This is a genomic window from Legionella pneumophila subsp. pascullei (assembly GCF_900637585.1).
GTDB classification, from domain to species: domain Bacteria; phylum Pseudomonadota; class Gammaproteobacteria; order Legionellales; family Legionellaceae; genus Legionella; species Legionella pascullei.
In genome coordinates, this window is the sequence record NZ_LR134380.1 from 1,112,730 (window position 1) to 1,138,486 (window position 25,757).

Sequence of the window (25,757 nt, forward strand, 5' to 3'; positions counted from 1 at the left end):
CATGTGTTATGGCAATTACTTATGATGATTTTGAAACTCCATTTTCTCCTAAACCTTCCTGTGTCCTAGTTTTAGAACCTGGGGCCGTGATTTGGTTCTTCCAGTTTCTCTGCATGTATTAAATTTGTGGCTGCATCACGAAATGCCAGCTTAGCTTGATTAAAAGCTTGTATGCAACGCTCAGACTCAGGCAGGCACTTAGCCACTTCTATAGTTTTATATTCTGCTCCCTCGTGGATCGTGTGTTGAAAATCTTCCCATGCCGAACCAGATTGTCCAGAAGTAAGAGAACCAAGTTCTTTATTTGCAGCAGCTACAATACTCTGCCTTGTGGGTTCCAATTTTTTTTCTAATACATCAAGCGCAAAATCAACGTAGTCATCTATTGTTAAACCCATTTCGTCCTCGAAGCGCTCATCGAATTCATCTTGTGTTTCGTTAGGCCGGATCTTTATCCCGCTTGATTTTATTATAGCTTGCTTCATATCTTCATCTATTGGAGTTTCACTCAGCAATGCTCTTGCTTTGTCGTGTACGTCCATCATTGCCATACAATACTCTCTCCTTGCAATAAGATATTCTTCCTCCAGTTGTTCACTATTTGATCTTGTCATGATACCTACCCACTCATATACTCATATTTAAAAGGTAGCATTTGATTTAAAATTATTCAAAATGCGATAAATAATAACATTTGGGTTGTGGTGTATACTAAGTCAACATCATTGAACATTTAATCTTGAACTGAGCACAGATTTTTAATTTCACCTCGAGGTGCTCTCTCCAGACCTAGGGGCTTTGGTAGTATGATGCTTTTCGCAGGAGATTGTTTGGGAGCGAGAGTAGAAAAATCTGTACTAATCTCACCTGACCCATTAAGTATATGATGCATAATCTAATCATAAAGAGCGCCCCGGACTAGAAGAAAGCTGTAATCCGGGGGAGCATATTTGATAATGGGTGTATTCCATGTTAAATATTTTTTTAATTTCGATTTAATCTTTCATTAAAGATTAAAGGCTTAGGCTTTCTTCCTGTCCTTTTTGCAAGCTTCCCAAGGTTTCTTCAAGTTTTACTTTAATTTTAGTGATTTCATCGGATACCTGATCAACACAAGTTCTGGTTGGAGCCAAAAACTGTGGCGGAGTGTTGAAACCTATTAAACTAATCGCCCAACGGGCAATGGCTGTCAAAATATCGGCTATTTTTGTCAATACTGGACGATTGTCAGCTAGCTTTTCAGCTGCTTTTGAACCGTATTGACTGCAGTGATTAAAAAATTTCTCTACATCCTGTGGAGCAATGTCTTCAATCAGTTTATTGCCCAACAATTCATTTTTTGCTTTTTTTATATTCGTGTAAAACTCCTGTGCTATAGCCAGAGTTTTATTATCCTGAGATTGGGATAGATCGGTCATAAGTGTCTCAACTCCCTTGAAGGTCGGAATTTCAAAGCCCATAAAAGTTAATAACTCAACTCGTTCAGGAATTTTGTCCAGGATTGATTTCGTTTTGATTCGAATATATCCATTGATTTGTTCCATACTCATCTTGGCAAAAAGATGGGTTTGTTTATCCATGGTTCTCCCAAGGAGCTGATACAATTCAGAGGCGGCTTGTAGTTGAATTTTCTCATTGGGATCAACTTGTTTAAAAACTTCTGTCTTGATGATTCGATAAATTAGTTCTTTGCTATGAATGATTTCAGCAATAGCATTGGCTTCTTTATTCGATATGGATTCAGCAATGTACTGTTCAGAATCAGGAAAAGCCATGCATAACAATCGCGCATCACATCTTTGAGCGGTATATTGCAAAGCATTTTGTGGTGATATTTCCAGTGCTTGAGAATAAATCTCTTCAATTTCCCTAATATCGAGGTCAAATTCACCTAATTTGACTGTGCTCAAAGCATTTAATTTTGCGTTTTCTTCAATAATCCTATCGATGCTGTCAAGTAATGTTTTTGTTAATAAACCCGGATTGGTCAGTGCGGATAATTTATCTTGTAAGGCTTTGTTTGAAAGCTTTGGGATGCAAATCTCTATTATAGTTTTGACTATATTTTTCTGCTCTTCAGAGGGTAAAATGCCTTCAAAAGGTGATTCTTCAGGCTGATCTTTTACATACCCTTTAAATAAGAGATATTGCTCATCTATCTTTTCGTTACCCATGGCGAGCAAGTGCAATCCCTGTTTAAACAACAGGTTGATGCGGTCATTATTTTCTGTAATTCCATGTTGGGCTATCTGCATTTGCAATGCAGAGGTCAGTGCTCTTAGAAAATGATTTTTAGGGGTAGACTCAGCATTTTTGATGTAGTCTATTAATCGAGTAAGCTCATTGAGTTTGCTATAACAGTCGCTTTTCCATAAATTCGTATGGCTTTTCATCTTTTCATATTCAGACTCAATCAGGTCCAATTTCATTTTAAAGGGACTAATTAATGAAACAAGCCGCTGCAATTCTTGCAATATCAAAGAGCGTCGACTTAATGCATCCAAATCATTAGGGCATTTTCCTGATTTACTGGCTTCCAATATTTCTTCAAAACGATAATTTTTCTCTGCCCATACCAACACATCCTGGTAATCTTCCTTTATTTTTTTCAGATTATTTTCAGGATCTATGTTTTGCATGCATCTGGCGATATATCCAATTTTGCCAACTACTTGACTGTGATATTGTTCGCTGGTTAATCCACCCATGTTTATATCTACCTTTCTGAAAGACAATAAATTGCCCAAATAGTATCAATAATGTGTAAAAAACTCAAGGTGTAGCCATTAAAAAGTTTCCATTTAGTAAATTATGTATGGATTTTGTTAAGACAACTGGATGTTTTTGAATATAACTTAACGGTTTCAATCACAATAAGCAGATTCATTTTAAAAGGATTTTTTAAGAAAACAGATTTGCAATTTACTAGAGCAGTTTTTGAAGATAATAAAATTAACTTCATGAATAAAGTTTTTATCAATTCAAGAATTAATTTCCATTAAGTAAACAGAAGTATCATGAATCCCTTAAATTTACCTTTAAGAAAAAAGTATACTCAAGTAATTCACAAAAAGTCTTGACTGAATAATTTCAATACCAAATAATGAATTGATTGAAGCATATTTTGATCAGTTTGCTATCTTTGATTTCTTTATGATTGCAGGGATTTCTTACAATAAGGAGGGGTATTATGGTAAGTCTGGAGCATATACAAAAACTTATTTCGGAATGTAGGAAGTTGGGTGAAGGTGGTCTTGATAATGGTATTAATGGGTTAATTCCTGAGTTGGAAATTGATGTTGTCCCTCCCAGTGAGTTTTTAGGAGTCGGTAATAATCCGGCAATTTTTGTAAATTCTAAAACATATAAGTTAATGCATACAACTCATGAAAAGTGGGTTGAAAATAGAACAATAGTTTTTAAAAGTTATTTACTATTGCAGCCGGCAATCAAAATTATCGGGGCTATTGTTCATGAAACTGGCCATGCTTTTAATGTCGCAGCCAAAATTCCTAATACTGAAGCCAATGCCTGTATTTTTGAAATCGAAGTCTTAATGAGATTGTTTCAAGTTAAAAGTCCCTTGTTGTTGGGGTGTACAGAACTGGATATGCAATCCTATTTTAAATCGCGATTAACTGATTACAACAAATGTGTGAAAGACTGCCAATGTCTAACTGATATGGTCAAATTGATTACTCATCAATTTAAGCTAGACGAGGTATCCATTTCAGAAAAAGAAAATCAACCACCACTTCTACCCATTTCAAATAAATGGCCAGGTTTATTTGCAAAGAAACCGATTGTTCCTGACAAGGGTAAGTTATTGACCTCTCCCGCAACTATCACACCAGAGGTTAAAATCATATTTTATCAATTGATCAAAGAGCGTTTTGATTCTCATGAAACTGCGATTAAGCTTGGTATATAGTAGGGTTATTGGTGCTGGTTACTGTGATTTAATGAATGGGGGCGTGCAAAATGAGTTTTGGCACGCCCGAGAATACTTCCAAAAGTAATGTTCAATTTACTGTGGTGGAAATAAATCCTGGAATTTGACCCGGCTTTTCACATGCAATGCTTTTTTCCTAACCTTGGATAAATCAAATACCTTATAGATGATAACAGGTATAATGAAGCTGACCACACCAATGATAAATGATAATTTATAAATGGGATCTTTATTTAGCAGTAAGAAAAATAAGGATCCAACCATTAAAATAACAGCAAGAATTCCAGTATAAGGTGAATAAGGTGTTACATAACGGAGATCTTTAATGGAGTAACCGGCTTTATACAAACGATTTCTAAAGCTGATTTGTGCAATACATAAAGAAAGCCAAGCCAAAGTACCAGTAAAGCCTGATACTAATAATAAAGCAATATAGAGTTTCGTTTGACCAAAAAAGTAACCCACGCCTAAAAGAATCCAAACCCCAATCAGTGTAGCAATCACAGCATTTTGAGGAACCGAATTCTGATTAAATTTGGCGAGGACATGTGGAGCCATACCATCACGCGCCAAAGCATTTAAAGAACGCACGGCACCATAGAATCCTGAGTTCGCGCAGGATAAGGTTGCAGAAAGAGTGACAAAACTGGTTACGGCTCCTGCCCATTTCAATCCGTAGAAATTAAGTGCATCAGCAAAGACAGAGTTGGATAGCCCTGCTTTTTGCCATGGAAAAATTAAAACCAGGCAAAATACTGGAATGATGTAGAGAAACAGAATTCTGAAAGTAACGTTGCGGATAGCATGAGGGATCATACGGGCAGGGTTTTCTGATTCTCCTGCTGCAAGCCCTATGATTTCAGATCCTTGATAATTAACCAGCAAAAGTACCATGGCTGTCAATAACGACATTGCCCCATTAGGTAATAACCCTCCATCACCTAGCAGATACTTGAATCCTATTATGCCGGGTGGTTCTGAGCCATGTATGAGGCCAAAGAAAATGAGTATTGCTAGGAAAACAAAGGCTAGTAATGAGATAATTTTAATTAAGGCAAGCCAGAATTCAATTTCACCAAACGTATCGACTTTGGCGAGGTTAATATAGGTAATGATTAATCCAAAACATATCACCCATATATAGCCACTTACCCCTGTAAACAATTCCATTATGATCCCCCCGGCAACACATTCAGCGGGGATATAGGCAACCCAGGTAATCCAATATGACCACCCGACGCCACAAGCGACAGTTGGGGATATAAAATCAGAAGTGTAAGTAACAAAAGAGCCGGAAATTGGTATAGCAACTGCTAATTCACCCATACATAACATGGTTAGGTAAATTATTAACCCACCAAGTAAATAGGCAATAAAAACAGAGGGACCAACAAGATTAATTACTTCACCGGTTCCCAAAAAATATCCTGAGCCGATAATTCCACCTAGTGCAATCAGTTGGACATGACGATCCTTTAAACCGCGTCTGTAACCACTGTCTTTAATGGGTTTTGATAGGGTTGGAATATTAGTCTTCACGGGCTGTTTTTTCTCACTATGTTAGTAAAAATAATAGAGCTAATGTTATATTTATCCATATAAATTTAAAACTGCTCCGGATTAAAAAATATTTTCATCTAATTGATAACTATCATTTTTGTTACATGGAAATAACAGAAATGTTGCTCCAAAATGAAAAATTTCGCGTTTATAGCATAAATTTTGAACTTTTAAAAGAAACAATTTCATTAATTTTTAATTTTTTATCTATCTTCATTTTGATCGAAAAACTGAGTATCACATTGATATGGATATCCAGGTGTTTCACTTTTATTTGAAAATTCAGTTCCCGTTTTGACCAAAAAAGCCAATTAATGTAGGATAAATGCGTTATTTGATGTGAATTAAGGAAAGACTATGTTTCGATGGATCGTGTTAATTTATATCTCTTTATTTCTGCCGTTATCTACTTACGCAGACAAATCCGATTGTATCAATCATCATTGCATTGCCGTAATTGATGCTGGAAGTTCCAGTTCAAGATTACATATTTACGCCTATGATTTGGATGAAACAAACACACCCATTGCAATTAGAGAGATTTGGAACCGAAAAGCTGTTCCTGGATTGTCTACAATCGAGCATGAGAACAAATCGGTGTCGGCTTATATGGAGAAGTTGTTTTCGGATGCTCCAGCTGTTTTAATGCCTGTTTATTTTTATTCCACGGCCGGCATGAGATTGTTGCCTAAAACTCACCACAGAAACATCAATCAATTGGTAGCCGATTGGTTTGACAGGCAATATTATTGGCGACTTGTGACTGCAAGAACCATTTCTGGTACAGAGGAAGGTATTCTTGCCTGGCTTGCAACCAATTATCAACTAAACCTGTTTCAACAAGAGTCGCAACCTTTGGCTGGCGTGATGGATATTGGCGGAGCTTCTGTTCAGATTGTTATTCCTGTTTTAAATCCATCTTTGGTGGATCATGAGCATACAACCACAATTCGTCTCTACGGCAGAGAGTATACGGTTTTCTCTCATAGTTTTCTTGGTCTTGGTCAGAATGAAATGGGTCACCAGTTTTTTGATTTAAAATTCTGTTTTCCAGAGGAATACGAATTACCCAGTGGGCGGCAAGCTCGAGGAGATGCCTATGCTTGCAAAGATGAGATTGCCATTTTGGTCAATAGCGTTCATTCTGTGAGCCGAAAGATTAAATCGGTTTTAGCCGCTAACCCTATTGAGAAATGGTATATTTTGGGCGGCATTACCTTTATGCTGAATGACAAACTGTTTTCTCTGGACAATCAATATTTTACCAATCGTGATCTTATTTCCTTTGCAGATCAAAGTATTTGCCATCAAAAATGGTCAACTCTTGAAGAGCTCTATCCTGATAACCTCATGGTGTTCAACTACTGCATGCTGCCTTCCTACCTTTATGCTTTGTTAGTTCACGGCTATGGACTTAAGAGTTACCAGAAAGTTAATTTCATGCCGAATAGCAAGTATATCGATTGGACCTTAGGAGTGGTATTGCAACATAAGCAATCTTAAGTATACTTTTCTTTATGCCGTTGTAGCTCAGTTGGTAGAGCAATTGATTCGTAATCAAGAGGTCGGAGGTTCGACTCCTCTCAGCGGCATGGTAAAATCAATGAGTTACAAATAGAAAGTTAAAAATTGAAAAAATTTGGTACCGTTTTTGGTACCAGTTTTGAAATGTAATTAATAGACATTAATTGATATCAAAATAACATTAGGTATTCTGGTTCTTTCCCAATTAGGAGCAGCTTTAATCATTCGCAGAACACCCTAACACGAACCCTATAATTTTCTAAAACCATAAGTTCGGTTTAAATGAGAACAAAATACAATATAAATGATCATTTTGTGAGTTTATATAGATCATAGTGTAAAAAAACACTCCTTAATATGATTGTCTTGATCAAATAATAAAATTATAATCCAATACTGTTATTCAAGGATATTAATTAGGAGATGTTATGAACGTATATTATTCTAATAGAATTGATACCGACGAAGATAAGGATGAATATATGCCTTGGTAAATAAAGGAGATATAAGTATCTCCTTTTATAGTTTTATATTGATATGAAATTAGTTTTTAACAATGATGTTCTAGCGGTCATTGATGATTTCCTGGAGCAACCATCTTTTGAAAAAATTTGGAATTTTATTCAAACTGAAAAATTCAAGTTTGTTCACTCTTCTAAATGGGTAAATGCTTTTAGTCTCGAGGATGGATCTCCTCTATGGAGCAGCGTTACTATTTCTCATCCTAGGCCGGAAGCTTGCACAACAGAGAAAGTTTACCCTACAAACTCAACCATTGATTTATTTATAAATGAATTAATTGCAAGATCCTCTGATTATTCTCATTTAATTGGTTTCAAGGATAGAGATTGGGATTTTTTCTATGCGAGACCTTATCTATATCCTAGAGGATCAGGACTTTCTTGGCATACTGATGGTAAGTATAAAATTTCAGGAGCCTATGTATATTACTGCCATCCAATTTGGGACATAAATTGGGGAGCTGAATTACTAATAAATCCTACTCCTCAACTTGATTTCGATTATCCTGAAGTGACGTTAATCAATGATAAGAAGAAAAAAGTAGGGTACCATCTAAATAGCGCTGAATTGAATAAATATGCTGATGATGGAGTTGGATATTATATTGTCCCAAAACCCAATAGGTTGGTTATTTTTAAAAATAATATTCTGCACTGCATAAAAAAAGTAGAAAAGGCAGCTGGTAATCATGTAAGAGCATCAATAACGGGTTTTTTTATGAGCAATGAGAAAATACATGAAACGAAAGAGGCGGAAAAAGAACATTCAATCTAACAATTATTTTAATTAGTTTAGCCCCACCAAATTATAGATAACTAATCTGAATATGCTTGGAATTATGAAATGAACTTAGTGCATCAAATCACACCTACACTAGCTCAGGAAAAAGTAAATTTTGTTATCTCAATACCCCATTCTGACGAGGCAGCTTTATCTAATTTTAAACTTAGAGTAGAGGATATTCCTTATAATGAACAACCAAGCCATTATCAATTTAAAAAATGGTCTTCTTGGTGTTCGGCTCATTTCTCTTCCTATTACTACTACATTAAGTATAAAAATGCTCTCTTAAGATGTAAGCAATTTTTGTATGACTTTGGACCTTTATCAACATTAGATCACGCTGCTCTTTACGATCATTGGGTTTGGGAAATGAAACCCCACGTATTGAATCAGGAAAATATTTGTTGGATTGGTTATGACTATTCAAAATCGAAAACATTAAGTTTTTTATCTCATGGAACTAATATTGAACTTCGTCTTCTTGAAGGAAATTTGAGCGATGAAGAGTTCTTGGAACTTTGTAAATTTTTTTCTCCTCTTTCATCATCAAGTGAAATCTTAGAAAAGAGTTTTTTTGAACTATCCTATTGGTCACGTTACCGCAACTGCATAGAAAATGCGTGCATTAATAGAAATGAATATAAACCTCCCTCAAGCATATGGAATTTAAGATGGCCAATGCATAATATCTTTAGAGGCAGCAAGCCGGATTGCTATATCAAGTACTCAAACCAACTTAACTTAGACTTTATTCCAGATAGCCAAATTATTTATGGTAACGAAAATCAAATAGAAGAAATTCAATTTGTCCTGTTTCCGAAGAATGGAAAGAAAAATCAAATGGCATGGTTTCGTGTTTTCAATAAAGCCTCTTTTCCAATAAAGAAGCCAGCCCTCTCTAGATTGCCTAGTATGAATTCATTTAGTGGCTATAGTAATTTTAATTTAACCGTCTTAAGTCCGAAGAGTAGTATGATTGCGAGCAATATATACATTGCAAGTCTTAATAATTGTTATGGACCACATGATGCCCTTTGGTGGGATAATGAAAATGCTTATCTACTGCAACTAAGCGCTAGCGCTAATAACTCTATAGCGTATTTGAAGGGAATTCTTTGTCAACTTATAGAAGACAAATGATCAATAGATTTATGCACTTTTAGTATGGATATATTAAGCTAGCGCCCAAAGCCACTAGGAAGGCTCCAATCCACTGATATTGGGAAATCTTTTCACCAATAAAATAAGCAAATATTTGTGCAAATACCACGGAGGTATTACGAAGAGTAAGGGCTAGTCCAGCTTCAGAATGACGCAATCCGATTAAAAATAGCAAGAAGGACAATGCACTTATAATTCCTCCTAGAGAAGTTATTTTCCAATTGGATTTAATTTGCTCTTTGAATACTTGTTTTTGTTCTTTGTTCATCAAAAGATAAACACAAGGTAAAGCAATCCATAAAGCTGCAGAAAAGAGTGCAGCTGGGTTTGCCCCATATGCTAAAGAACGACCGTAGCATAAATGATAACCAGCAATGCAGATGCCACATAAAACCGGAAATAATAATTGCCTTGATTGATCGGGGTTAAAAGTTTGGCTTGTAAGTATCAATCCAAAAAGAACTGATGATACACCTATGATATTAGATAAATTTATATTTTCACCAAGGAAACATGCCGAAATAAACCATACAATTATCATGGCGCTTCCTCGCATAATAATGTAGGCCTTCCCAAGTGAATACTGACTAAGACAAATAGCTAGTGTGATTATATAACCTCCTTCAAATAAACCAGAGGTTAGTGCCCATAAAAAGGAATCAGATGTTTTAAATAATGGACCTGAGAAAAAAGGAATAAATACAAGCGAGAATATAGTTGCAAAACTCATAATTCCCAATACTTCGTAATAGGGTGTTGAATTGCGTTTGGCAAATGTATTCCATGCTGCATGGAGGATTGCGGATAAAATTATAAATACACCAGAACCCATTTCAGTTCATTTCGAGATAAATAATCGATTATTGTAACATTGGACCAACAGCCTATAACATAAAATTTTTAAAACCTAATAGAAGTTGCAAAGTGATTTTAGAGTTTAAAGTATTAAAAAAGATGCCCCAAAGAGGGGCTTAATAGTTCGCAAAAATATATGCCTGTCCACCAAACTCTACCGAACAATAATCACTAATAAAAAGATCCCGAGCAAAAGCTTCAAAATCAAAATAGCAGATCAAATTATCCGGCATTTGATGGGCATAACAGTCATCAAATAACTGCCTAGAAAAATCAACCTCTGAATCATAACAACCTTGGTAATGATCCTCCAACATGGTTTGTGCATCATCTACCGAATAATCGCAGAGAAGAGCTAAGCCTAGCTCTCCGTGTTCTTTAATAAATGAAGCATACTCCACAATATTACTTATTGACTCATACTCATGGATTTTGATGCTGCCGAATCCTTCATAATCGTGTATGGCATATTCTTCAGCATTGGGTTCAGAGCTGTTATCCAGCATTTCCCAGATTTCTTCCATAATGTCATCTTCGCTTTGTGTGGCATCTATCCAAACACCATGCAGGATGGCACTGTTGTATGAGGCTAAACACGCGACGTAGATTGAAGGGGTGTCCATGGGATTATCTCCTTGTATAAAGGGAGCAATCCCACACGGGAGCTTGCTCCCGTGGTAGGGTATGATTAAAACGGAATTTCTTCTGAATCGGTTTGCAACATTTCACGCATTTGCACCATGTGGTGCTCTGCGGTCTTGTTGCTAGATTCATCAGCAGATTTGAAGTGACTAAGTAGCTGGATATGATTGACGACGACGCTTAAGGTTTGATGTGTCTTACCTTCATTGTCAGTCCATTGATTAGAACGCAGTTTACCTTCAAGGTATACTTGCGAACCTTTCTTTAAATATTCAGCTACTTTGGTAAGTTTTCCAAAAAGCACCAGTTGATGCCATTCCACTCTGGTTTGCCATTCATCATTCTTCTTGAATGATTCATTAGTTGCCAAAGTAGCGGTGACAAAAGATTGTCCGTCTTTCCCAGTGATGTTTTTGGGATCAGCACCAAGATTGCCAATTAATTGAACCTGGTTTAAAGATGCGGTCATTGTATTCTCCTGTTATTGTTAAATGTGAACGGCATAACAGAAAAACATCCGCATAGGCAGATGATTTTCTGTTATGCGGATAAGACTTAATTTGCTTCAATTAACAAGCAATCCGTTGAGTATCAAACTGTTTGACAAATGAAATCAGGGACTCCAGTTTGTGCAAACTTAACTCTGCTTGCTGAATGTCATAGGGATTAATTTGCAGTCGGTGACGACTTAAATCATTGACACAACAATTCAGTTCAAATAGCAAATGTTCAATTTCAAGTTGCGCTGGTTCCTGCTGTTGCATGGTATGCTCCTTAGGTCTAAAGAGGATTAGCCCCAAAGGGACTATGAATCCCAATTGGGTTATGCAAAAAAGATCACCGAAACTTCGGTTGATTTACCTGGTTATTAATGATGATGTGCTCGAAGCACTCCTCGGGCGTAAAGCCGTAAAGACAACTCCTGATAGGGCTTCCCTGCTAAACGCTTTGCCATGGAATTAGGGAACAAGATGGCATATCACAAGACCTGGTGGTTTCGTCAGAATTGCACTGACTCATCAGTTGTGTTGCTTTCAGATTATCAAGCCAGTATTAGAACGCAAGCGTTTTTTACTGTTGATATTAAATGAACGTATTTGAATCAGTCACCTAAATAGATAGGCATATGAATTTGTTCTATAATTGATCAATATAATTATTACCTGTTAGGTGAATTATGTCTGATCATAGAAAAACAAGGTTAGCGTTTTATTTTCTTTGTGAGAAAGAGGCTTGCTCAGAGAGCTTTTCCTTAGATGAGCTGGAGCAGGCTGCTGAGTGGAGTGCATCGACTGTAGATACATATCTGAGTAAGAAATGGAAGCATATAGTTAGCAGGTCTGCGGATGGTCTTTATACCTGTGCTGGTATATGTAAAATGTCTCTAAATGAGTTCGTAAATTTGCAAAAACAAACTGCTTAGCTTGGCATGAAAACAGTTTTTTTAGAGGGATTGAAGTTTTTTATGGCCACCATTTAAGGAAAGCAGTTCCTTCTTAACCGAGGTAACTTTTGGTTATAGATATTCTGGAGTGGCCGAGGTCTCTACTTATAATTTCACGAGCTTCTCTGTCTATGGCTTTTTCTGATTGAGATAAATATTTAGATGTTTTTCCACCTTCAATGGGACATTTGAATGGTTGTTTATCAGGCGATAACTGCCTGGTTAAATCGTGGTATCTTCTTTGAGCATAAGCATGACGCAGACCATGACAATTTTTCAACCCTAACTTTTCTGTCTCAGTTTGATATTGCCTCAGATACTGTTTATAAGTTTTATTTTTGGGGATCAATGAATGGCCAGGAGAGATTTGTTTTATTGTTTTTTCTAGCCATTCTTTTTGTTCCTTGCTTGTAATATCTATGGCTCTTCCAATTCCGCCTTTAGTCCAGCTTGATTTTAATATCAAACGTTCGCCAAACCAAGCTTCGCTTATAACCAATTTCATCGACTCTTCACGACGTAAACCAAAGAGGTATTGAGCCTCAAGAGATAAGCGTATCATTGGATTTTCGCATTTTGAGAAGTCTATATTAGTGATAGCTTTATTGTATGTGGGTACATAATTTCGGTTATCAATTTGATAATAGTCATTGCTAGGTTTGATTATCTCTGGTTTATTAAGCCAGATGGATAATTTCCTGAGTTTAGACATGTAATTTTTGATAGTGGCCGGATTTTTACCCTGTTTTTTCCAGTACTCTACTAACACATGGATGTGCTTTGATTTTAGTCCCTTGATATGAGCTACCATAAAACCTTGCTCATGCAGATCCTTGATGCAACGATTCAATATATGGCGTGTATCAGCTTTACTGGCATGGGAATATACACTTAGTTCTTTGATACATTCGTTGATAGAAAATAGTGCGCTTTTAAGTTTTGATTTACTCATGCAGGTATGTCCATAGTGTGTTGCGAGATTTTATTCCAAGTTCATCCTGTAATATCAAACAGGTTTGATAGTTACCTAATATTGGCAGTAAGTATTGATACATTTGTTTTGCATATAGATAACGCCAGGACTTTTTTACGGGTACGTCAAAAGCCATGAGGGTATGATTCCAGCTAAGTTTGACTTGTTTATAACCAAAAAATTGTACCAAACTTTGTCTATTAGTTAGTTTTTCTAAGTCAGATACGACGTTTTTTTGAATTTCATTTCTGAAAGGGATCGTTCTGTCCACCGAGTTAAAAGTGATTTCTCTCGTGAGCGAAAGTTTATGCTCTTTGATATGGATTCCAGGTTTAATCTGTATTGCTTCACTAAAGGTCAAACCAAACTCTGTTTGTAAGGCCATAATAATGCGTGATGTCATTTCAGAGAACGATTCCCAGAGATTGGGTTGCCATTTTAATCGTTGGGGTTTTAGTATTTTTCGATGCAATTGCAGAGACTTGTTGTCTATATTCTGTATTGGACAATTAATGCTTAGTAAATAATTTCTAATAATTGTCATATAACGCATAATTGTTGCATCTTTAACATGGTTTCTTTTCCAATATCCAACCAGTTTTTGAATATGCTCTGATTTCATGTTTTGCCATGAAGTAGGAACATCTCCAATACGGAATAGATCATCAATCATCTTTTGTATGACGTATGCGCGTTTTTTCTTTTCTTGGTAGCTGCCTCGGTTATCAAGTTGAAAGTACCGGTTTGCAGCTTGTCTTAAGGAATTTTTTCTCATCATCCAATCCGAAAATTCATTTGCCCTGTCTCTGGTTTAGTGTTGGTCGAGCGGCTCACTCAAAGATGAAACCTGGCAAAAGCCATAAAGCTCGAAGTGGGGGGCAAAACAATCGTTATAAGGCAAACGATCTCGCCGATTTACAACAGTTTTTCTGGTTATTTCCTCCTTGTGTTGTTGATTAATAAAAACGACAAAACGATGGGCTTTGTCACAAGTCCATGGTCAAATTGAAATAAATTGACTTAAACTCCCGAGGGAGTTGCCCTGTCGGATGACAGAGATTCCTAGATGATTTTCCCGACTGAACGTCCAGCCACAGAGTTAGGGAATAAAGTGGCTTTGCACAAGACGTTGGATTACGTTTCGCTGGAATCGCGCCAGCTCTTCAGTTGTGCTTCATTAAAAAATATCAAAGTGGTGCTTGCTGTGCAAGGGTTAAAAGAGAACAATTTTGTCCTGACGCCAGTCTGGCGTCAGGACAAAATACAGTAATGTGTTGATTTTACGAAGTAAAATCAAGGGTTGTGTTCTGCGTCACTGCACATAAATTGCAGTGACGCAGAAAAAATGCATTGTCACAGATGATGAATGGACATCCAATGTGCTATATTTTTATATAATTGTCGGGGCTAATGGAGTAGTGATGAAGAAATCGCAATTATCAAGAAACCATATCATCACAGACCCAATTCATGGTGTTATGTCTTTTAGCAAAGACGAGAAGGAATTAATTAAGCAATTTATTGATAAACCGATTTTTCAAAGATTAAAAAGGATTAAGCAACTGGGTTGTGCTGATATGGTTTTTCCCGGAGCAGTTCATACTAGGTTTAGCCATTCTCTTGGGGCTTGTTATATAGGTAAGTTGGTTTGTGACCAATTAGACATAAATAATGGTGATAGAAAAATTATAATGGGGGCTGCTTTACTGCATGATATTGGCCATGGGCCTTTTTCTCACGCTTTTGAGTCCATTTTTAAAGGGTTCGGTGAGGGAAAAATATCACATGATAAACAATGGACTCCTAAGTTTATTGATTCCTTTGAATGTGACTTAAAGGAAGATATTCTTAATGTTTTTATTGATCCTAATCATCATGAGTATTATGACCCATTGATTGCCTCACAGTTAGATGTAGATAGATTAGATTATTTGCTGCGAGACAGTCATTTTTGCGGAGTTCCATACGGCAATATTGACTTGCAATGGATTATATCCTGTATGAAACAACAAGAAATCAATGGTGACACAGTAATTTGTATTACTCCTAAAGGTATCGGAGCAATTGAGCATTATATTTTGTCAAGAAGATTGATGACAAAATACATATACTATCATGGGAAGAAAAACTCATCAGAATATTTAATTTCAACTTTTTTAAAGAATTTAGAAGGTCATTTAGATATAGCAGAATTAGCTCAATCGCCATTATTTTTGTTTATGAAGAATTACTTTGAATACAAGCGAATAATAAATAAAAATACTGACAACAATGAATCTAATAGAAATGATTTTGTTGATAATTCTTTTAATTATTATAAAGAAATCACCGATGATGATATTTGGATAGTTTTGAGAAGATTGTCAAACGAAGATTCAATTGCTGGACGAGTGGCGCACAAGATTTGTAACAGAGAGTTGCCAAACAGTTTTCTAATAAATCCTTCCCGAAGATTTGATGCAAAAAAAATAATTGAACGATATAAAGATCAAGAAGATGAAGATAATAAATGGCGTATATATTTTGATGAATTAAATTTTGAATCTTATGGCAGTAAAAAGATACCTATTTATGTTTCTGATCACAATACGGTTACAGATCTATATCACAGCTCAAATATGCTTAATCAGATTTCAGACAAGCCTGAGCCAACATATTATGTATATATAGATGCAAAACATCCAAAAGAAGAAGAGTTATTGTGCGAGCTCAGTTCCTATCATTGCCTTGTTTCCCCTTATTTTAAATCAGGCTAGAAAGTAATTTTAGAACCTACTCCAGTTTTGCATCTATTTTGTAATAATAGTTTTTTTATTTTCCTTGCTTGTTATATTTTGGTTGGAATTTCGATATTTGTTTGGCTTCACTTTTGCGAGCTTCTTGTATCGATGAAAATTGCTTTATTTTAACCTGAGCTCCAGGAATAGTGCCAATATGTTCGGCAATCCTGCCTGTTACCCTGCCTCTTTTAGCTGTGCCTATATAATTTTTATTGCCACCTGCTGTTTGAATTTCATATACGACAGGCTTGTTATTTGGTAATTGGTTGATTAAATTAGAGCTATATTTTGTTGTTTTCATGTTACACTCCGTTGCTAAATCATGAGATCTCATATTGACAAAAATGATCAAAAAATGCAACAAGTTATGTATAAAAAATTGATTAATAATGAGGGTAGGTTCATATGGCATTTGCTTGCAAAGAGATGGGGGATTTTGATGTTAAATACTGTGTATTATTGGGCAATGGAATTCTAATTTTAAACAGTTCGCCTCCATTAATTAGAATAAATGCCTGTCCTTTTGGCAAAGAAATAATATCATCTACCCCAATCATTGGTACAGAAGAAGTTTGAACCCGATCCTCATTAGTCGTATTAAAATAAACCCCATCGTCCCCATGAGGTGTATCGTTAACCATAGAAACCTGCGTATGTCCAACAACACCAACTTGAGGTAGCACTTTAACCAGTAAATTGGCTGTTTCTTCATTTTTAATACGAAGCATAATCAGGGTATTAAAATTTCCTTCGGATACTTCTGCTTTAGCCCTGGAGCCGAGTGCAACTTCCATATCCTGAATAGTCTGAGCATAAGCGGTGACTTGAAACCCAGCACCACCTGCTTTATTGAGAATCTTCACAAAAGAGTCCTGGATAATCTCTGACAACTCATCACAATGCAGATTTAAAGTATATCGTGCGTTGGGTTCTTTATAGATTTTACCAGCTGTAGACACCAGATCAGACAAAAAGGCTTTTCCTACTGCTTGGGCAATATTGGGATTGGTTAGGCTATCTAAGCCGATATAAAGAACTTTCTTATTTTTAATTACATCCATCAATTCAATTTCACCTGGTTGAGCTTTTGACGATAGGATTTTTGAGGCATTACTTTTATTGATTTCAGACAGTACAGGACCGACACTGGCGGTGATTTTGTCGTAATAGTGTTTATCCATAATGGCTGCATCGTAGAGGTCGATTAGTATTTGATCGTGCAGAGCTTCAGCATTGTTGTTTTTGATCGTTTTATTGATGTGGTCTTTGACATATTGAATGACTGCTTGGTGGCGTTCCATAGGGGATTTTGTCTTATTATTTTTGCCTATTTTACTATCATGCTCATCGATGATTTCATCTATCTCTTGATGGTAATTTGGGTAGTGGTTAGGAAGAATCTTATCAGCATAGGACATTAATAATTGTTCTAGTCGGCTGATATAGAAGGCTATTGTTTGGTAGGTAAGGGGTTGATTCATTTCTTCTAGGCATATAGCCACGATATTGACGTATTTCCAGGCGAAGGCTGCGAACTGTTTTCCTTCTCCCTCTGCGGAGATTGCATCGGTGATACGTGTTGCAACCTCACTGATTTGGTCGAAATTTTTTAAGGGGTTGTATTGTGCAGATTGTTCTGGAAAGCCTAAGTGTACGATTTTGAAGTCTTCTGTTCGGCCTGATACTTTACAGGCTGCCATCATGTCTCTAACCAGGTCTTGATCGCCTTTTGGATCTACAACGATAACCGCATCCCCATTTCGGATGTCTTGGTTAATTAGAATACTGGCCAACCGTGTTTTTCCTACTCTGGTTGTACCGACTACGAAGGTATGACCGACACGTACATCTTGAGGGATGTATACAGGTTTATCTTCTTCGCCTACACCATGCAAGAATGGACTACCGCCAACAGGTGGATCAGGTCGAAAAGGGTTTAGTTTAGAATTTGTATTTAACCATTTGGCTAGCTTTGTATGTTCATGATTTTGGCAGAATCTTCTGGCAAGTTGGTAGCAAGAGCTTCGTTGCATGAACTTTTCATTTTTGACCTGTTTAATTTGATGCAGCTTTTGAGTGTGGCTTGGTCGCCAGCGAAAGCCTTTGCCCAAGAACAACCAGTTTTTGGATAAAGGTATTTCTGTGGTGGATAGGGCATAAGTGGGCATGGCTAATAATCTTCGGTGATAGCGTTTTACTTTAATTGCTTGCCAGGCTCTATAAATTCCAGGGATTAACAATGCGAGCGCAGCGTATAATCCCATAGTTTGTGTTAGTAAAAACAAATGCGGTTGAGTATATGCCAGCAAGGCTAGAGACAAACAGGTAATGGCTGACCAGGCTTCTGTTGGTTCTCTTAATAGGTTATTAATGGGGTAATTGCTCATAGTTTGCCTCCAATCATCAAAATATCAATAAATACAAAAATACCCAGCAGATACCACCGAGTTTTTAAAGCGGTGTTCAGCTGCTCTGTGGTTATTTGGTGTTGATTCTGTAGGCGTAAAATTAGCCTTGGCCATAATAAGACAAGGGATAAATAGAGTACTCCATGCAGACCAAGAAATAATGGTTGAATGGTAGTGAAGGTGCTTTGCCAGCGAGTCAGTAGATTGCTATTAATGAACCAGGGCGCAATTGCTAATAAGGCAATGATTGGTAAAACGGTTTGAATTAATACTATAATGGATGAACGGATATAATGTTTAATCATAGGGATAGCTCCAAATGAGAAAGGTATTTCGGTTGTTGGCAGTTGTTCTTGATGCCATTGTTGGAGTGGCAGAGGATAAACCTGCCAAATGCTACATGTCTGTTTATGAGGCTCAAGATAAGCTTGATAATGGCTTGATCACTATTCGTGAATACAATGAAGCCTTTGAACGTAAAGATGTGCTTTAACATATTCATTGAATTCCTTTTGAAATAATTTTTACTCCTGTCTTGGCTACCTGCATACCGGATTGCGCCATGCTTTCGCTTTGCCTATCTGCACCATTGACCAAATCCATAAGACCCGCCCCAGCGTCACCGCCAAAATGACTTGATAATCTCAACAATAAAACAGGTGCAACAAAGTAAAACATCACAGCCATATTCTTCATGGCAGAAATCGCATCGTTTTCACCTAATGGATCAAGCACAGAGCGTTCTAGAAATCCTACTAAATGCCAGAGGTACTGAAGAAAAATAGCCATGATAAATAAGGCGCATAAACTGCCTAATGCTCTGGTGCTGTAGCAGCTTAAAGACAAAACCATTGGAGTGAGAATGATTAAAAAGAATATGAAAAACGCCTGCATGACGGGCAATGTTTGCATGATTGCTTCTCTTTTTAATGGGGTGGATGTCCATGATTTTGTCCATTGTCCGACATTGACCAGGCTATGGGTAATGGCAGATGCGACCTTTCCATTGTTATTATCCATGAGGTTTTGCACAGAACTGGTCTGCATGTCTTTGCTTTCTTGCAAGAGCATTTTCGCAATAAAATCTTCTGCGCTGATGTCTGCTTTCCAGGCTTTTGGGTGTTTCACTTTATATTGGCGAACCCTATCAAGCATGGCGTAGTAATTTAAGTGTTTATTAAAAACACTGGCCTGATTAGAGACTTCAACCAGGTCAGTTTTGATTTTGTTCCACCATTGCTGACAGCTGGGATAACCATCTTCTGGCAATCGTTCGGGTGGGATATCGCCACGATTAGCTGCCTTTTCAAGATTACGATTAGGGGCTTGATGAAAGGTAAATCCTGGCACGGGTTGGCGAGCATGAAGTTTGCTGTAATACATTTTTTGCAGGATTTTAGAACCCATCCAGTTTAAGTCATCTTCACCGCCATAGCGTTTGAGCATAGGGTCTAATTCACTGGCTTCATGCTTTTCACTATTGAATTGAGTTCTGGCTTCAATAAAACATTGTCTATGAAAATCCAATGCCTGCTTGCGAACGCTCTGGGGGAGATAGGTTGATACCAAATCTCCTTGAATGGATTGCAAACTATCTGTGCAACCCGTCACCTTCATAAGGCTATAGGTAAAGCTCGATATAAAATTCTGGATGATGGCAAAGCCTATAGGAATTTTGACCTGGTTAGTCAGTAGATCTGCAAAGGCTTCATCATAAGTTGTGCCGCTGTCGCCAATGACCGCAGTCGTTGGGTTTTTCAGTCCGCATAAGGGTTTAAATTGTAGGGCTTTGGTTTCCAACGGTACACAAGGATAGACAAATAAGCTGCATATCAGGAAAGTTATTGCCAATTCATAAAGAAAATTATTTAAAGCATGTTCAACCGCATAGAACGCGCCAGCTGGATTGAGCACATTTTTAAGAAAGCGATAACCAATGGCCAAAAAGCCAAGATACAACAGCCCTGTTTGCCACAGGGCGTTGAATAGAACCTCATACTGTTGCCAGCCTAGATAGGTGGTATAGAGAGATAAAGGATTAAAGACAATCATGATTAAGCTCCTTTATTTTCTTTAACGTAGATTGCGCCGTTTTTAACAGCAGGCTGTTCGTGATCCTGGCCTGGCATATTTTGGCTTTGGGCTTGATGGCGAATGTCCATGATGGTTCCCAAAGTCTCAGTCATCATTTTTTTGCGGACATCGTTTTCAAAGGACAAAGAATGAATGTCATCGTCTAGTTTTTTCAGGGCAAACAAGACCATATTCATAGCAGGTTTTAAATTCTGTACTTCTTGCACTTGTAATCCTGCTTGTAAGATGCGGCGCATCATTAAGGCTTTATCCAGCATATTTTGAACAGCGATTTCTTCTGCCAGTTTTGAGATAGTAAGCATTTGTTCTTCACGGGGCAGGTGCTGAATAGTAGTAATGACTTCATCAGTAATCAGTAAATTGGAGGCACTGACTTTACTCAGATTTTCTTCAGTAAGCGTCCAAGTACCATTGACTAAATTCCATAAGGCCTTGGCAATGTTCTGGCTACAGGTATTGGCGTTCGCGCAGCTTTGCAATAAAGCTGATAAACCAATCCCTGCTTTAGCATCATGGCTTTGTTTGTTTTCACTGCTGCTGACCTGGATATCGCCAAGAACCTTAACTGCCCAATTAGCAGCATCGGTAGGTGTTGGCCAGCTTTGTACCATAGGAATTTTGGTGCTTGGTTTTTCCAAAGAATCTAAAGGTTTTCTCTCTAAAAGAATGTTGTAGCCCGCAATGACTACATCATTAATTACCTTAATGGGGCGTTGAAACTTACCGCCCGCATTGCCTTTATTGCTGCCTATCCAGGGTAGACCATATTCATCTCGCTTTTGAGCGATGCTTTTTGATGTTTCGGTCACATCGACGTTTTCCTTTTTAGCTCGTTTGGCAGCATCAAGCCATCCTTGACTATCGGATACTGATAATATGCCTTCCATTGGAGATTGGTTTTGTTCCAGTGCTTGTTTGACTTCCTGACAATCTTTAACCTTGAGGGTAAATTCGTTTTGTGCACTGGATGCAGCGTTTTGTAGAACATTGTATAAAGCAGGCATGGACTGTTGCAGCTTATAAAGAGGGAATCCTGCGACTGAACCTTTTAAGTTATCAATGACACCACCAGGGATATTTAACGCTGATTTTTTTAAATCCTGAAAGGTATTGGTAATGGATACGACAGGATTAAAACCGCTACAAGAGAATCCCATACGGCCATCAATATCTGCACCAATAACCAGCGTTTGATCTTTATTAACAGGTGGTATAAATAAATTGGAGGTTCCTCCTAATTCATAATAGTAATCTGATTGGCTGGGCATAAAGTTTCCGGCATGGGTTAGGTGCGGAATAAGTAAGGTTAATAATAGATATTTATTCATGTTGATGTCCTATCGTTTTTGAGGTTGTCCAACTTTTGGGAAAGTGAGAAAGTTCACGAGTTTGCCTTTGTTCTGAATACAGCCGCGATATTTGCGCCAAAGGACAAACACGTAATTGCCATTTCCGGCTTTTTCGTCTTCAATGCCGAAATCCTGTGCATCGCCTGGGTGGATATTGCGATTTAAAGGATAGATTTCCTGCCAGATGACTTTATTGTTTTGTGGGTCGTAAATGGCATTAGCCACCACACAATTTTTACCGCAGGAATTATTGGTTGACTTGGTGACATGCAAAGGATTTTTATTGGTGACAATATCTACGGCGTGCATGGCTGCAACAACTGAAGCTCTGTAGTTATAAGGTTGTGTTACGCGCATCAACCTGGGAATTTCAGAACCCCAATGTTGTGTTAATGTGCCAATTTCATGATTAATTAACAGATGAGGATGCGTTCCCATATATAACAATTCAGCTGCTTCTGTTCTATCCATGACTGCATCAGCTTCGGCCAGATAATAAGGAACGCCAAAACCAGTTTCCGGCCTGTGTGATAGATAAGGGATACGGTAAAATGCAGCAGGGCTGCCGATCACATCAACAATGCGCGTCCGCTCATCATTGATGTGAAGATCTGTGGTTTGACCGCTGTCATTGCCAAATCCTAACGCTGAACCAGTCGCAGCTTTATAGGCTTGTTGGTACATCGTTCTTGCTGCTTTATTTTCATAAAGCGTTCGAGCTTCAAGCCAGGGATTTTCTTCTGGTTTATTGCTGACGGTAATCACTAAATCAGGTAAAAACTGTTCAACCGCAGGAGTGACTTCAAGTCTTGGCGGTAAACGTCCCACCGTCCAAGTGCAAGAACCAATGACTTTGTAATGACTGTTTTGAAACAGTTTTTGCAAAACCCGTGTAGCGATTGTGAAGGTATTCACAGGATGAGGTGGGCTTGTGCTTTCTAAAGCAAGGGCAGTGTTAGTCATAAAAATAAGCCCTGTTATGAGTAGTTGCCTTTGGTTGTTCGAGTTTCTTAGCCATGATTTCAGCGGCGACCAGGACATCATGTTCTTTCTCCAGGAGGTGGCGTTGTGCTTTTTCTGATTTCTCAGTCATTAATAAGGCAAGCAGGTAGCGAGGTGGAATGACGCGAAACAATCCCTGATAGCGTGAGCCTAATAAAACTGCTTCTGCATACAAACCTTTTTGCGAATCAATATCTCTGATTAAGGTTTCCTGTTGCGGTGTTAAGGATTTAAAGCGTTTCACATCAGTGATTTCTTTTTCATCCAGCCCCAACAAAATCCAGGTTTCAATTAGCGATAAAATCTTTGCAGCCTTTTCAGAATTCATGTCGGTGACGTTTTGGGTAATTGCAACCAGCCAAAGCCCGAGCTTTCTGGCTACTTTGGCCACTAATAGGCACACCGTTACCACAGAAGGAATTTGAAATTGCAGATGGGATTCATCAATAAAAAGAAAGGTTGGCCTATTGTCGTTTTGAGTAGCCTCTGCCATGGCCAGTATTCTTGGCAACAAAGAAACCATAACCAAAGCCAGTTTTCCGGTGTCATCTTTAATGGCAGAAATATCAATATGAAAGATATCAAAATCACCTAAAGGTTCTGTTGGCACATTAAAGAAGCGTGATTTTGCGCTGTTAATGACATAACTGTTTAATCGGTCGTGCATATCCAGAATTCGGTCTTTCTTGCGAGATACCGTTTCTTTATCCAATCGCCGTTGAAATGCACTCACAATATGCTCAGTCAGCATTTGTGGTATGCCATCGTTAAATGAAGTTAGAATGGCATCAATTAATACTTCGATTAGCAGCGTTTCATCAGCCAGGGTAAATTGTTCTTCTTCCATGGCATTGGCTTCCGTAATCATGGTACGCAAAGCCAAGGCAAGCTCTGCAAGATATGCACGAGAACCATCACCACAAGCTAAATCTTCTGAGTGAGCAGGATCTTTAAGATCCATGATTTTTTGAGCTATTAAAGCAGCTTGTTCTGCGCTTAAATTATCTGTTATTTCTGGAATTGCTTTATACGCTTCACAAAATGGATTTAATGGAACAGCTTCCTCTTTTTTATTGCTTAATAATAACTGCTTGGTTTTTTTACCATGAGCTTTGGCATGAACGAGCATCCGATCAAACGAGTTTCCCATTTCAAAAAGTACTACACGGGCGTTTTTCATGGCGAGTAGTGATTGAATCATCCAACCTGTTAAAACTGACTTACCACCACCAGAGTTGGCGAAAATCGCGCAATGCGAATTTTGACTAATAAAATCATGGTGTAGTAAGTCAAAGAAAACGGGTTCGCCTAAGCGGTTGAAAAAGGGAAAGCAGGGTAAATGCCTTGCACCTTGGTTTCGGCCATAGACTGGAAGCAAGGCAGCAAGTTCTGTAGCAAACATCAGACGATCAAAACATAAGTACTTACGGGCATAGTGAGGATCGAAATTAAACGGCAACGCATTGAGCCAGGAATTTAAAGGGTGAATATCATAGCTGGAATGAATTAATGGCATCTTGGCGTCGTTGAAAATGGTATGCAGGTTTTTTTCTATGACTTGTGCTTGTTGTTCATCCTCTGCTTGATAAAAAACAGCCTGATTAACCCAGAACAGACGATTGCCAGTGCTTAATTCATTTCGGGCAGTTTTTATATCATCTCTTACTTCCTGTGGTTTTAAGCTGGTTCCCACAATTCCCTTTTCTAATCGTGTGAGATGATAATCCAGATTTTCATCATGGCTAAAGACGACTTGAATGGTGTAGATACTTCCTTCTGGCAAGGTATCCAAAAGCGCATAGCGGTGTTTCGGATTGGCTTGTTGTCTTTCTCGGGAGACTAAACCAATAATGGGTGCTTCTTTTAAGCCATCAACATACAGGATTCTTTGTTTTCGGCCTTCAAAAATAAATCCTTGCTCATCGCTCTCAGGCGGGGAAAAGAATATATTTTGCGTCAGATTAAAACCTGCGGGCATGGGATTAGGGTAGGGATATTGTTCCAAGATCTCATCGGCTGATTTCGGATTAAACCAGCGTATCCACCACTGATAATAATCCTGACCTTTAAGGCGTTTGATTTCTAAACCTGGTGAGCGTAGTTTGGTTTCAATCTGGCTGATGACTTCTTGATGTTCGAGAAGAATTTGTTCTCTGGTTAAAGTGGTTTGATGTAGTTGCCTATAAAATAACACTCTGATTCGTCGTCTTCGTCCTCGATAGGGCGCATCTGTTTTAGGATCGAGAAATAAACCTTCTGGCCTGGTCATTTTATTGTAGAGATCGTGCAGGCGTTGTAAGTAATCTTGCGTTAATGGGCTGTCAATAAACTGTTGTGGAATTTGGGCTTTAATATGGTCGATAACTGGATCAAGGCAATATTCGTCTTGAACAAACATTTGCATAACCCAAGGGTCTATTGCATGGAGGGGAACCACCGTTGCAAAGGTATCGCGGATTTTATTAAAGACGGCTTGCAAGTATTCGGGGGAGGCAGCTTCGGCTTGGATATCTCCTAGCTCAAACCCTGATCCCAAACTTTTTCCATCGGCAAATAAAAACACCTGTTCTTGTTCGTTGAAATCAACAATAGCCAGTCTGTCAGCAAAAGAGGGCAACGGATTGGCATATTGCTTTTTAATCATTTGTTCTTTGATAGCCTGGGGATTCATTTCCCCAAGCAACCAGTTAGATAATCGTTTCATCACA

Annotated in this window: 23 protein-coding genes and 1 tRNA gene; 8 read left to right on the plus strand and 16 right to left on the minus strand. The window is 37.9% G+C overall.

Annotation, left to right across the window (positions count from 1 at the left end):
- Nucleotides 1-71 precede the first annotated feature (71 nt).
- Nucleotides 72-614, minus strand: a complete 543-nt coding sequence (locus EL201_RS05070) for a lpg0967 family Dot/Icm T4SS effector (protein WP_027221304.1) — start codon at nucleotides 612-614, stop codon at nucleotides 72-74.
- A gap of 399 nt (nucleotides 615-1,013) precedes the next feature.
- Entirely contained in the window at nucleotides 1,014-2,708 is a 1,695-nt protein-coding gene (locus EL201_RS05075) for a hypothetical protein (RefSeq protein ID WP_027221305.1), read from the minus strand.
- A gap of 482 nt (nucleotides 2,709-3,190) precedes the next feature.
- Between EL201_RS05075 and EL201_RS05080 the strand changes: the two genes are divergently transcribed.
- The gene (locus EL201_RS05080) at nucleotides 3,191-3,931 is read left to right on the plus strand and encodes a hypothetical protein (RefSeq protein ID WP_027221306.1); all 741 of its coding nucleotides are present in this window, start codon (nucleotides 3,191-3,193) and stop codon (nucleotides 3,929-3,931) included.
- A 96-nt stretch (nucleotides 3,932-4,027) separates the two neighbouring features.
- On the opposite strand, the gene EL201_RS05085 is transcribed toward EL201_RS05080, so the two are convergent.
- Nucleotides 4,028-5,491, minus strand: a complete 1,464-nt coding sequence (locus EL201_RS05085) for an amino acid permease (RefSeq protein WP_027221307.1) — start codon at nucleotides 5,489-5,491, stop codon at nucleotides 4,028-4,030.
- Nucleotides 5,492-5,869: 378 nt separating this feature from the next.
- Here EL201_RS05085 and EL201_RS05090 point away from each other — a divergent pair, with 378 nt between their 5' ends.
- From EL201_RS05090 to EL201_RS05105, 4 genes are all read left to right on the plus strand, one after another.
- The gene (locus EL201_RS05090; RefSeq protein ID WP_027221308.1) at nucleotides 5,870-7,015 is read left to right on the plus strand and encodes a multidrug DMT transporter permease; all 1,146 of its coding nucleotides are present in this window, start codon (nucleotides 5,870-5,872) and stop codon (nucleotides 7,013-7,015) included.
- Nucleotides 7,016-7,031: 16 nt separating this feature from the next.
- Nucleotides 7,032-7,104, plus strand: a tRNA-Thr gene (locus EL201_RS05095).
- A gap of 469 nt (nucleotides 7,105-7,573) precedes the next feature.
- Entirely contained in the window at nucleotides 7,574-8,332 is a 759-nt protein-coding gene (locus EL201_RS05100; protein ID WP_013101289.1) for a 2OG-Fe(II) oxygenase, read from the plus strand.
- A 69-nt stretch (nucleotides 8,333-8,401) separates the two neighbouring features.
- The gene (locus tag EL201_RS05105) at nucleotides 8,402-9,481 is read left to right on the plus strand and encodes a hypothetical protein (protein WP_016356810.1); all 1,080 of its coding nucleotides are present in this window, start codon (nucleotides 8,402-8,404) and stop codon (nucleotides 9,479-9,481) included.
- A 19-nt stretch (nucleotides 9,482-9,500) separates the two neighbouring features.
- Here the strand turns inward: EL201_RS05105 and EL201_RS05110 are convergent, their stop codons facing one another.
- From EL201_RS05110 to EL201_RS05135, 6 genes are all read right to left on the minus strand, one after another.
- Nucleotides 9,501-10,334 carry an EamA family transporter gene (locus EL201_RS05110; RefSeq protein ID WP_016356811.1) on the minus strand — a complete coding sequence of 278 codons (834 nt, stop codon included), beginning with the start codon at nucleotides 10,332-10,334 and terminating at the stop codon, nucleotides 9,501-9,503.
- Nucleotides 10,335-10,473: 139 nt separating this feature from the next.
- Nucleotides 10,474-10,980 carry an antirestriction protein ArdA gene (locus tag EL201_RS05115; RefSeq protein WP_016356812.1) on the minus strand — a complete coding sequence of 169 codons (507 nt, stop codon included), beginning with the start codon at nucleotides 10,978-10,980 and terminating at the stop codon, nucleotides 10,474-10,476.
- A 65-nt stretch (nucleotides 10,981-11,045) separates the two neighbouring features.
- Nucleotides 11,046-11,468 carry a single-stranded DNA-binding protein gene (locus tag EL201_RS05120; RefSeq protein WP_016356813.1) on the minus strand — a complete coding sequence of 141 codons (423 nt, stop codon included), beginning with the start codon at nucleotides 11,466-11,468 and terminating at the stop codon, nucleotides 11,046-11,048.
- A 100-nt stretch (nucleotides 11,469-11,568) separates the two neighbouring features.
- The gene (locus EL201_RS05125) at nucleotides 11,569-11,763 is read right to left on the minus strand and encodes a hypothetical protein (RefSeq protein ID WP_011946067.1); all 195 of its coding nucleotides are present in this window, start codon (nucleotides 11,761-11,763) and stop codon (nucleotides 11,569-11,571) included.
- A gap of 732 nt (nucleotides 11,764-12,495) precedes the next feature.
- Complete coding sequence (locus tag EL201_RS05130; protein ID WP_016356814.1) at nucleotides 12,496-13,395, minus strand: phage integrase N-terminal domain-containing protein; 900 nt, start codon at nucleotides 13,393-13,395, stop codon at nucleotides 12,496-12,498.
- Entirely contained in the window at nucleotides 13,388-14,191 is an 804-nt protein-coding gene (locus EL201_RS05135) for a phage integrase N-terminal domain-containing protein (RefSeq protein WP_027219609.1), read from the minus strand. The genes EL201_RS05130 and EL201_RS05135 overlap by 8 nt, the downstream gene beginning before the upstream one ends.
- Nucleotides 14,192-14,482: 291 nt before the next feature.
- Between EL201_RS05135 and EL201_RS05140 the strand changes: the two genes are divergently transcribed.
- Nucleotides 14,483-14,686 carry a hypothetical protein gene (locus EL201_RS05140; RefSeq protein ID WP_027219608.1) on the plus strand — a complete coding sequence of 68 codons (204 nt, stop codon included), beginning with the start codon at nucleotides 14,483-14,485 and terminating at the stop codon, nucleotides 14,684-14,686.
- A 151-nt stretch (nucleotides 14,687-14,837) separates the two neighbouring features.
- Nucleotides 14,838-16,172 carry an HD domain-containing protein gene (locus EL201_RS05145; protein WP_016356816.1) on the plus strand — a complete coding sequence of 445 codons (1,335 nt, stop codon included), beginning with the start codon at nucleotides 14,838-14,840 and terminating at the stop codon, nucleotides 16,170-16,172.
- A 55-nt stretch (nucleotides 16,173-16,227) separates the two neighbouring features.
- On the opposite strand, the gene EL201_RS05150 is transcribed toward EL201_RS05145, so the two are convergent.
- The 3 genes from EL201_RS05150 to EL201_RS05160 form a co-directional block, all read right to left on the minus strand.
- On the minus strand, nucleotides 16,228-16,497 hold the full coding sequence (locus EL201_RS05150; RefSeq protein WP_027219607.1) for a hypothetical protein: 270 nt from the start codon (nucleotides 16,495-16,497) through the stop codon (nucleotides 16,228-16,230).
- 100 nt (nucleotides 16,498-16,597) lie between these two features.
- Nucleotides 16,598-18,583 (minus strand): type IV conjugative transfer system coupling protein TraD, encoded by a 1,986-nt coding sequence (gene traD, locus EL201_RS05155; protein WP_027219606.1) that lies wholly within the window; start codon nucleotides 18,581-18,583, stop codon nucleotides 16,598-16,600.
- Nucleotides 18,580-18,909, minus strand: a complete 330-nt coding sequence (locus EL201_RS05160) for a hypothetical protein (RefSeq protein WP_027219605.1) — start codon at nucleotides 18,907-18,909, stop codon at nucleotides 18,580-18,582. The genes traD and EL201_RS05160 overlap by 4 nt, the downstream gene beginning before the upstream one ends.
- A 14-nt stretch (nucleotides 18,910-18,923) precedes the next feature.
- Here EL201_RS05160 and EL201_RS05165 point away from each other — a divergent pair, with 14 nt between their 5' ends.
- The gene (locus EL201_RS05165; protein WP_010946719.1) at nucleotides 18,924-19,097 is read left to right on the plus strand and encodes a hypothetical protein; all 174 of its coding nucleotides are present in this window, start codon (nucleotides 18,924-18,926) and stop codon (nucleotides 19,095-19,097) included.
- A gap of 5 nt (nucleotides 19,098-19,102) precedes the next feature.
- Here EL201_RS05165 and EL201_RS05170 read toward each other — a convergent pair whose 3' ends face one another.
- From EL201_RS05170 to EL201_RS05185, 4 genes are read right to left on the minus strand one after another with little or no spacing between them, the layout of a single operon-like run.
- The gene (locus EL201_RS05170) at nucleotides 19,103-20,656 is read right to left on the minus strand and encodes a conjugal transfer protein TraG N-terminal domain-containing protein (protein WP_027219604.1); all 1,554 of its coding nucleotides are present in this window, start codon (nucleotides 20,654-20,656) and stop codon (nucleotides 19,103-19,105) included.
- A 2-nt stretch (nucleotides 20,657-20,658) separates the two neighbouring features.
- Nucleotides 20,659-22,026 (minus strand): integrating conjugative element protein, encoded by a 1,368-nt coding sequence (locus EL201_RS05175; RefSeq protein WP_027219603.1) that lies wholly within the window; start codon nucleotides 22,024-22,026, stop codon nucleotides 20,659-20,661.
- Between the two features lie 9 nt (nucleotides 22,027-22,035).
- A complete protein-coding gene (locus EL201_RS05180; protein ID WP_011946083.1) occupies nucleotides 22,036-23,010 on the minus strand; it encodes a TIGR03756 family integrating conjugative element protein in 975 nt (324 codons plus the stop codon).
- Nucleotides 23,003-25,753, minus strand: a complete 2,751-nt coding sequence (locus tag EL201_RS05185) for a conjugative transfer ATPase (RefSeq protein WP_027219602.1) — start codon at nucleotides 25,751-25,753, stop codon at nucleotides 23,003-23,005. The genes EL201_RS05180 and EL201_RS05185 overlap by 8 nt, the downstream gene beginning before the upstream one ends.
- Nucleotides 25,754-25,757: the final 4 nt, after the last annotated feature.

What these genes read in the sequence shown, in the direction of transcription:
- EL201_RS05145 (WP_016356816.1), top strand. Translation starts at nt 14,838, where the DNA reads ATGAAGAAATCGCAATTATCAAGAAACCATATCATCACAGACCCAATT.
- EL201_RS05130 (WP_016356814.1), bottom strand. Translation starts at nt 13,395, where the DNA reads ATGAGTAAATCAAAACTTAAAAGCGCACTATTTTCTATCAACGAATGT.
- EL201_RS05140 (WP_027219608.1), top strand. Translation starts at nt 14,483, where the DNA reads ATGATTTTCCCGACTGAACGTCCAGCCACAGAGTTAGGGAATAAAGTG.
- EL201_RS05100 (WP_013101289.1), top strand. Translation starts at nt 7,574, where the DNA reads ATGAAATTAGTTTTTAACAATGATGTTCTAGCGGTCATTGATGATTTC.
- EL201_RS05090 (WP_027221308.1), top strand. Translation starts at nt 5,870, where the DNA reads ATGTTTCGATGGATCGTGTTAATTTATATCTCTTTATTTCTGCCGTTA.
- EL201_RS05175 (WP_027219603.1), bottom strand. Translation starts at nt 22,026, where the DNA reads ATGAATAAATATCTATTATTAACCTTACTTATTCCGCACCTAACCCAT.
- EL201_RS05115 (WP_016356812.1), bottom strand. Translation starts at nt 10,980, where the DNA reads ATGGACACCCCTTCAATCTACGTCGCGTGTTTAGCCTCATACAACAGT.
- EL201_RS05070 (WP_027221304.1), bottom strand. Translation starts at nt 614, where the DNA reads ATGACAAGATCAAATAGTGAACAACTGGAGGAAGAATATCTTATTGCA.
- EL201_RS05160 (WP_027219605.1), bottom strand. Translation starts at nt 18,909, where the DNA reads ATGATTAAACATTATATCCGTTCATCCATTATAGTATTAATTCAAACC.
- EL201_RS05170 (WP_027219604.1), bottom strand. Translation starts at nt 20,656, where the DNA reads ATGATTGTCTTTAATCCTTTATCTCTCTATACCACCTATCTAGGCTGG.
- EL201_RS05110 (WP_016356811.1), bottom strand. Translation starts at nt 10,334, where the DNA reads ATGGGTTCTGGTGTATTTATAATTTTATCCGCAATCCTCCATGCAGCA.
- traD (WP_027219606.1), bottom strand. Translation starts at nt 18,583, where the DNA reads ATGAGCAATTACCCCATTAATAACCTATTAAGAGAACCAACAGAAGCC.
- EL201_RS05180 (WP_011946083.1), bottom strand. Translation starts at nt 23,010, where the DNA reads ATGACTAACACTGCCCTTGCTTTAGAAAGCACAAGCCCACCTCATCCT.
- EL201_RS05165 (WP_010946719.1), top strand. Translation starts at nt 18,924, where the DNA reads ATGAGAAAGGTATTTCGGTTGTTGGCAGTTGTTCTTGATGCCATTGTT.
- EL201_RS05185 (WP_027219602.1), bottom strand. Translation starts at nt 25,753, where the DNA reads ATGAAACGATTATCTAACTGGTTGCTTGGGGAAATGAATCCCCAGGCT.
- EL201_RS05075 (WP_027221305.1), bottom strand. Translation starts at nt 2,708, where the DNA reads ATGGGTGGATTAACCAGCGAACAATATCACAGTCAAGTAGTTGGCAAA.
- EL201_RS05120 (WP_016356813.1), bottom strand. Translation starts at nt 11,468, where the DNA reads ATGACCGCATCTTTAAACCAGGTTCAATTAATTGGCAATCTTGGTGCT.
- EL201_RS05105 (WP_016356810.1), top strand. Translation starts at nt 8,402, where the DNA reads ATGAACTTAGTGCATCAAATCACACCTACACTAGCTCAGGAAAAAGTA.
- EL201_RS05135 (WP_027219609.1), bottom strand. Translation starts at nt 14,191, where the DNA reads ATGAGAAAAAATTCCTTAAGACAAGCTGCAAACCGGTACTTTCAACTT.
- EL201_RS05125 (WP_011946067.1), bottom strand. Translation starts at nt 11,763, where the DNA reads ATGCAACAGCAGGAACCAGCGCAACTTGAAATTGAACATTTGCTATTT.
- EL201_RS05150 (WP_027219607.1), bottom strand. Translation starts at nt 16,497, where the DNA reads ATGAAAACAACAAAATATAGCTCTAATTTAATCAACCAATTACCAAAT.
- EL201_RS05080 (WP_027221306.1), top strand. Translation starts at nt 3,191, where the DNA reads ATGGTAAGTCTGGAGCATATACAAAAACTTATTTCGGAATGTAGGAAG.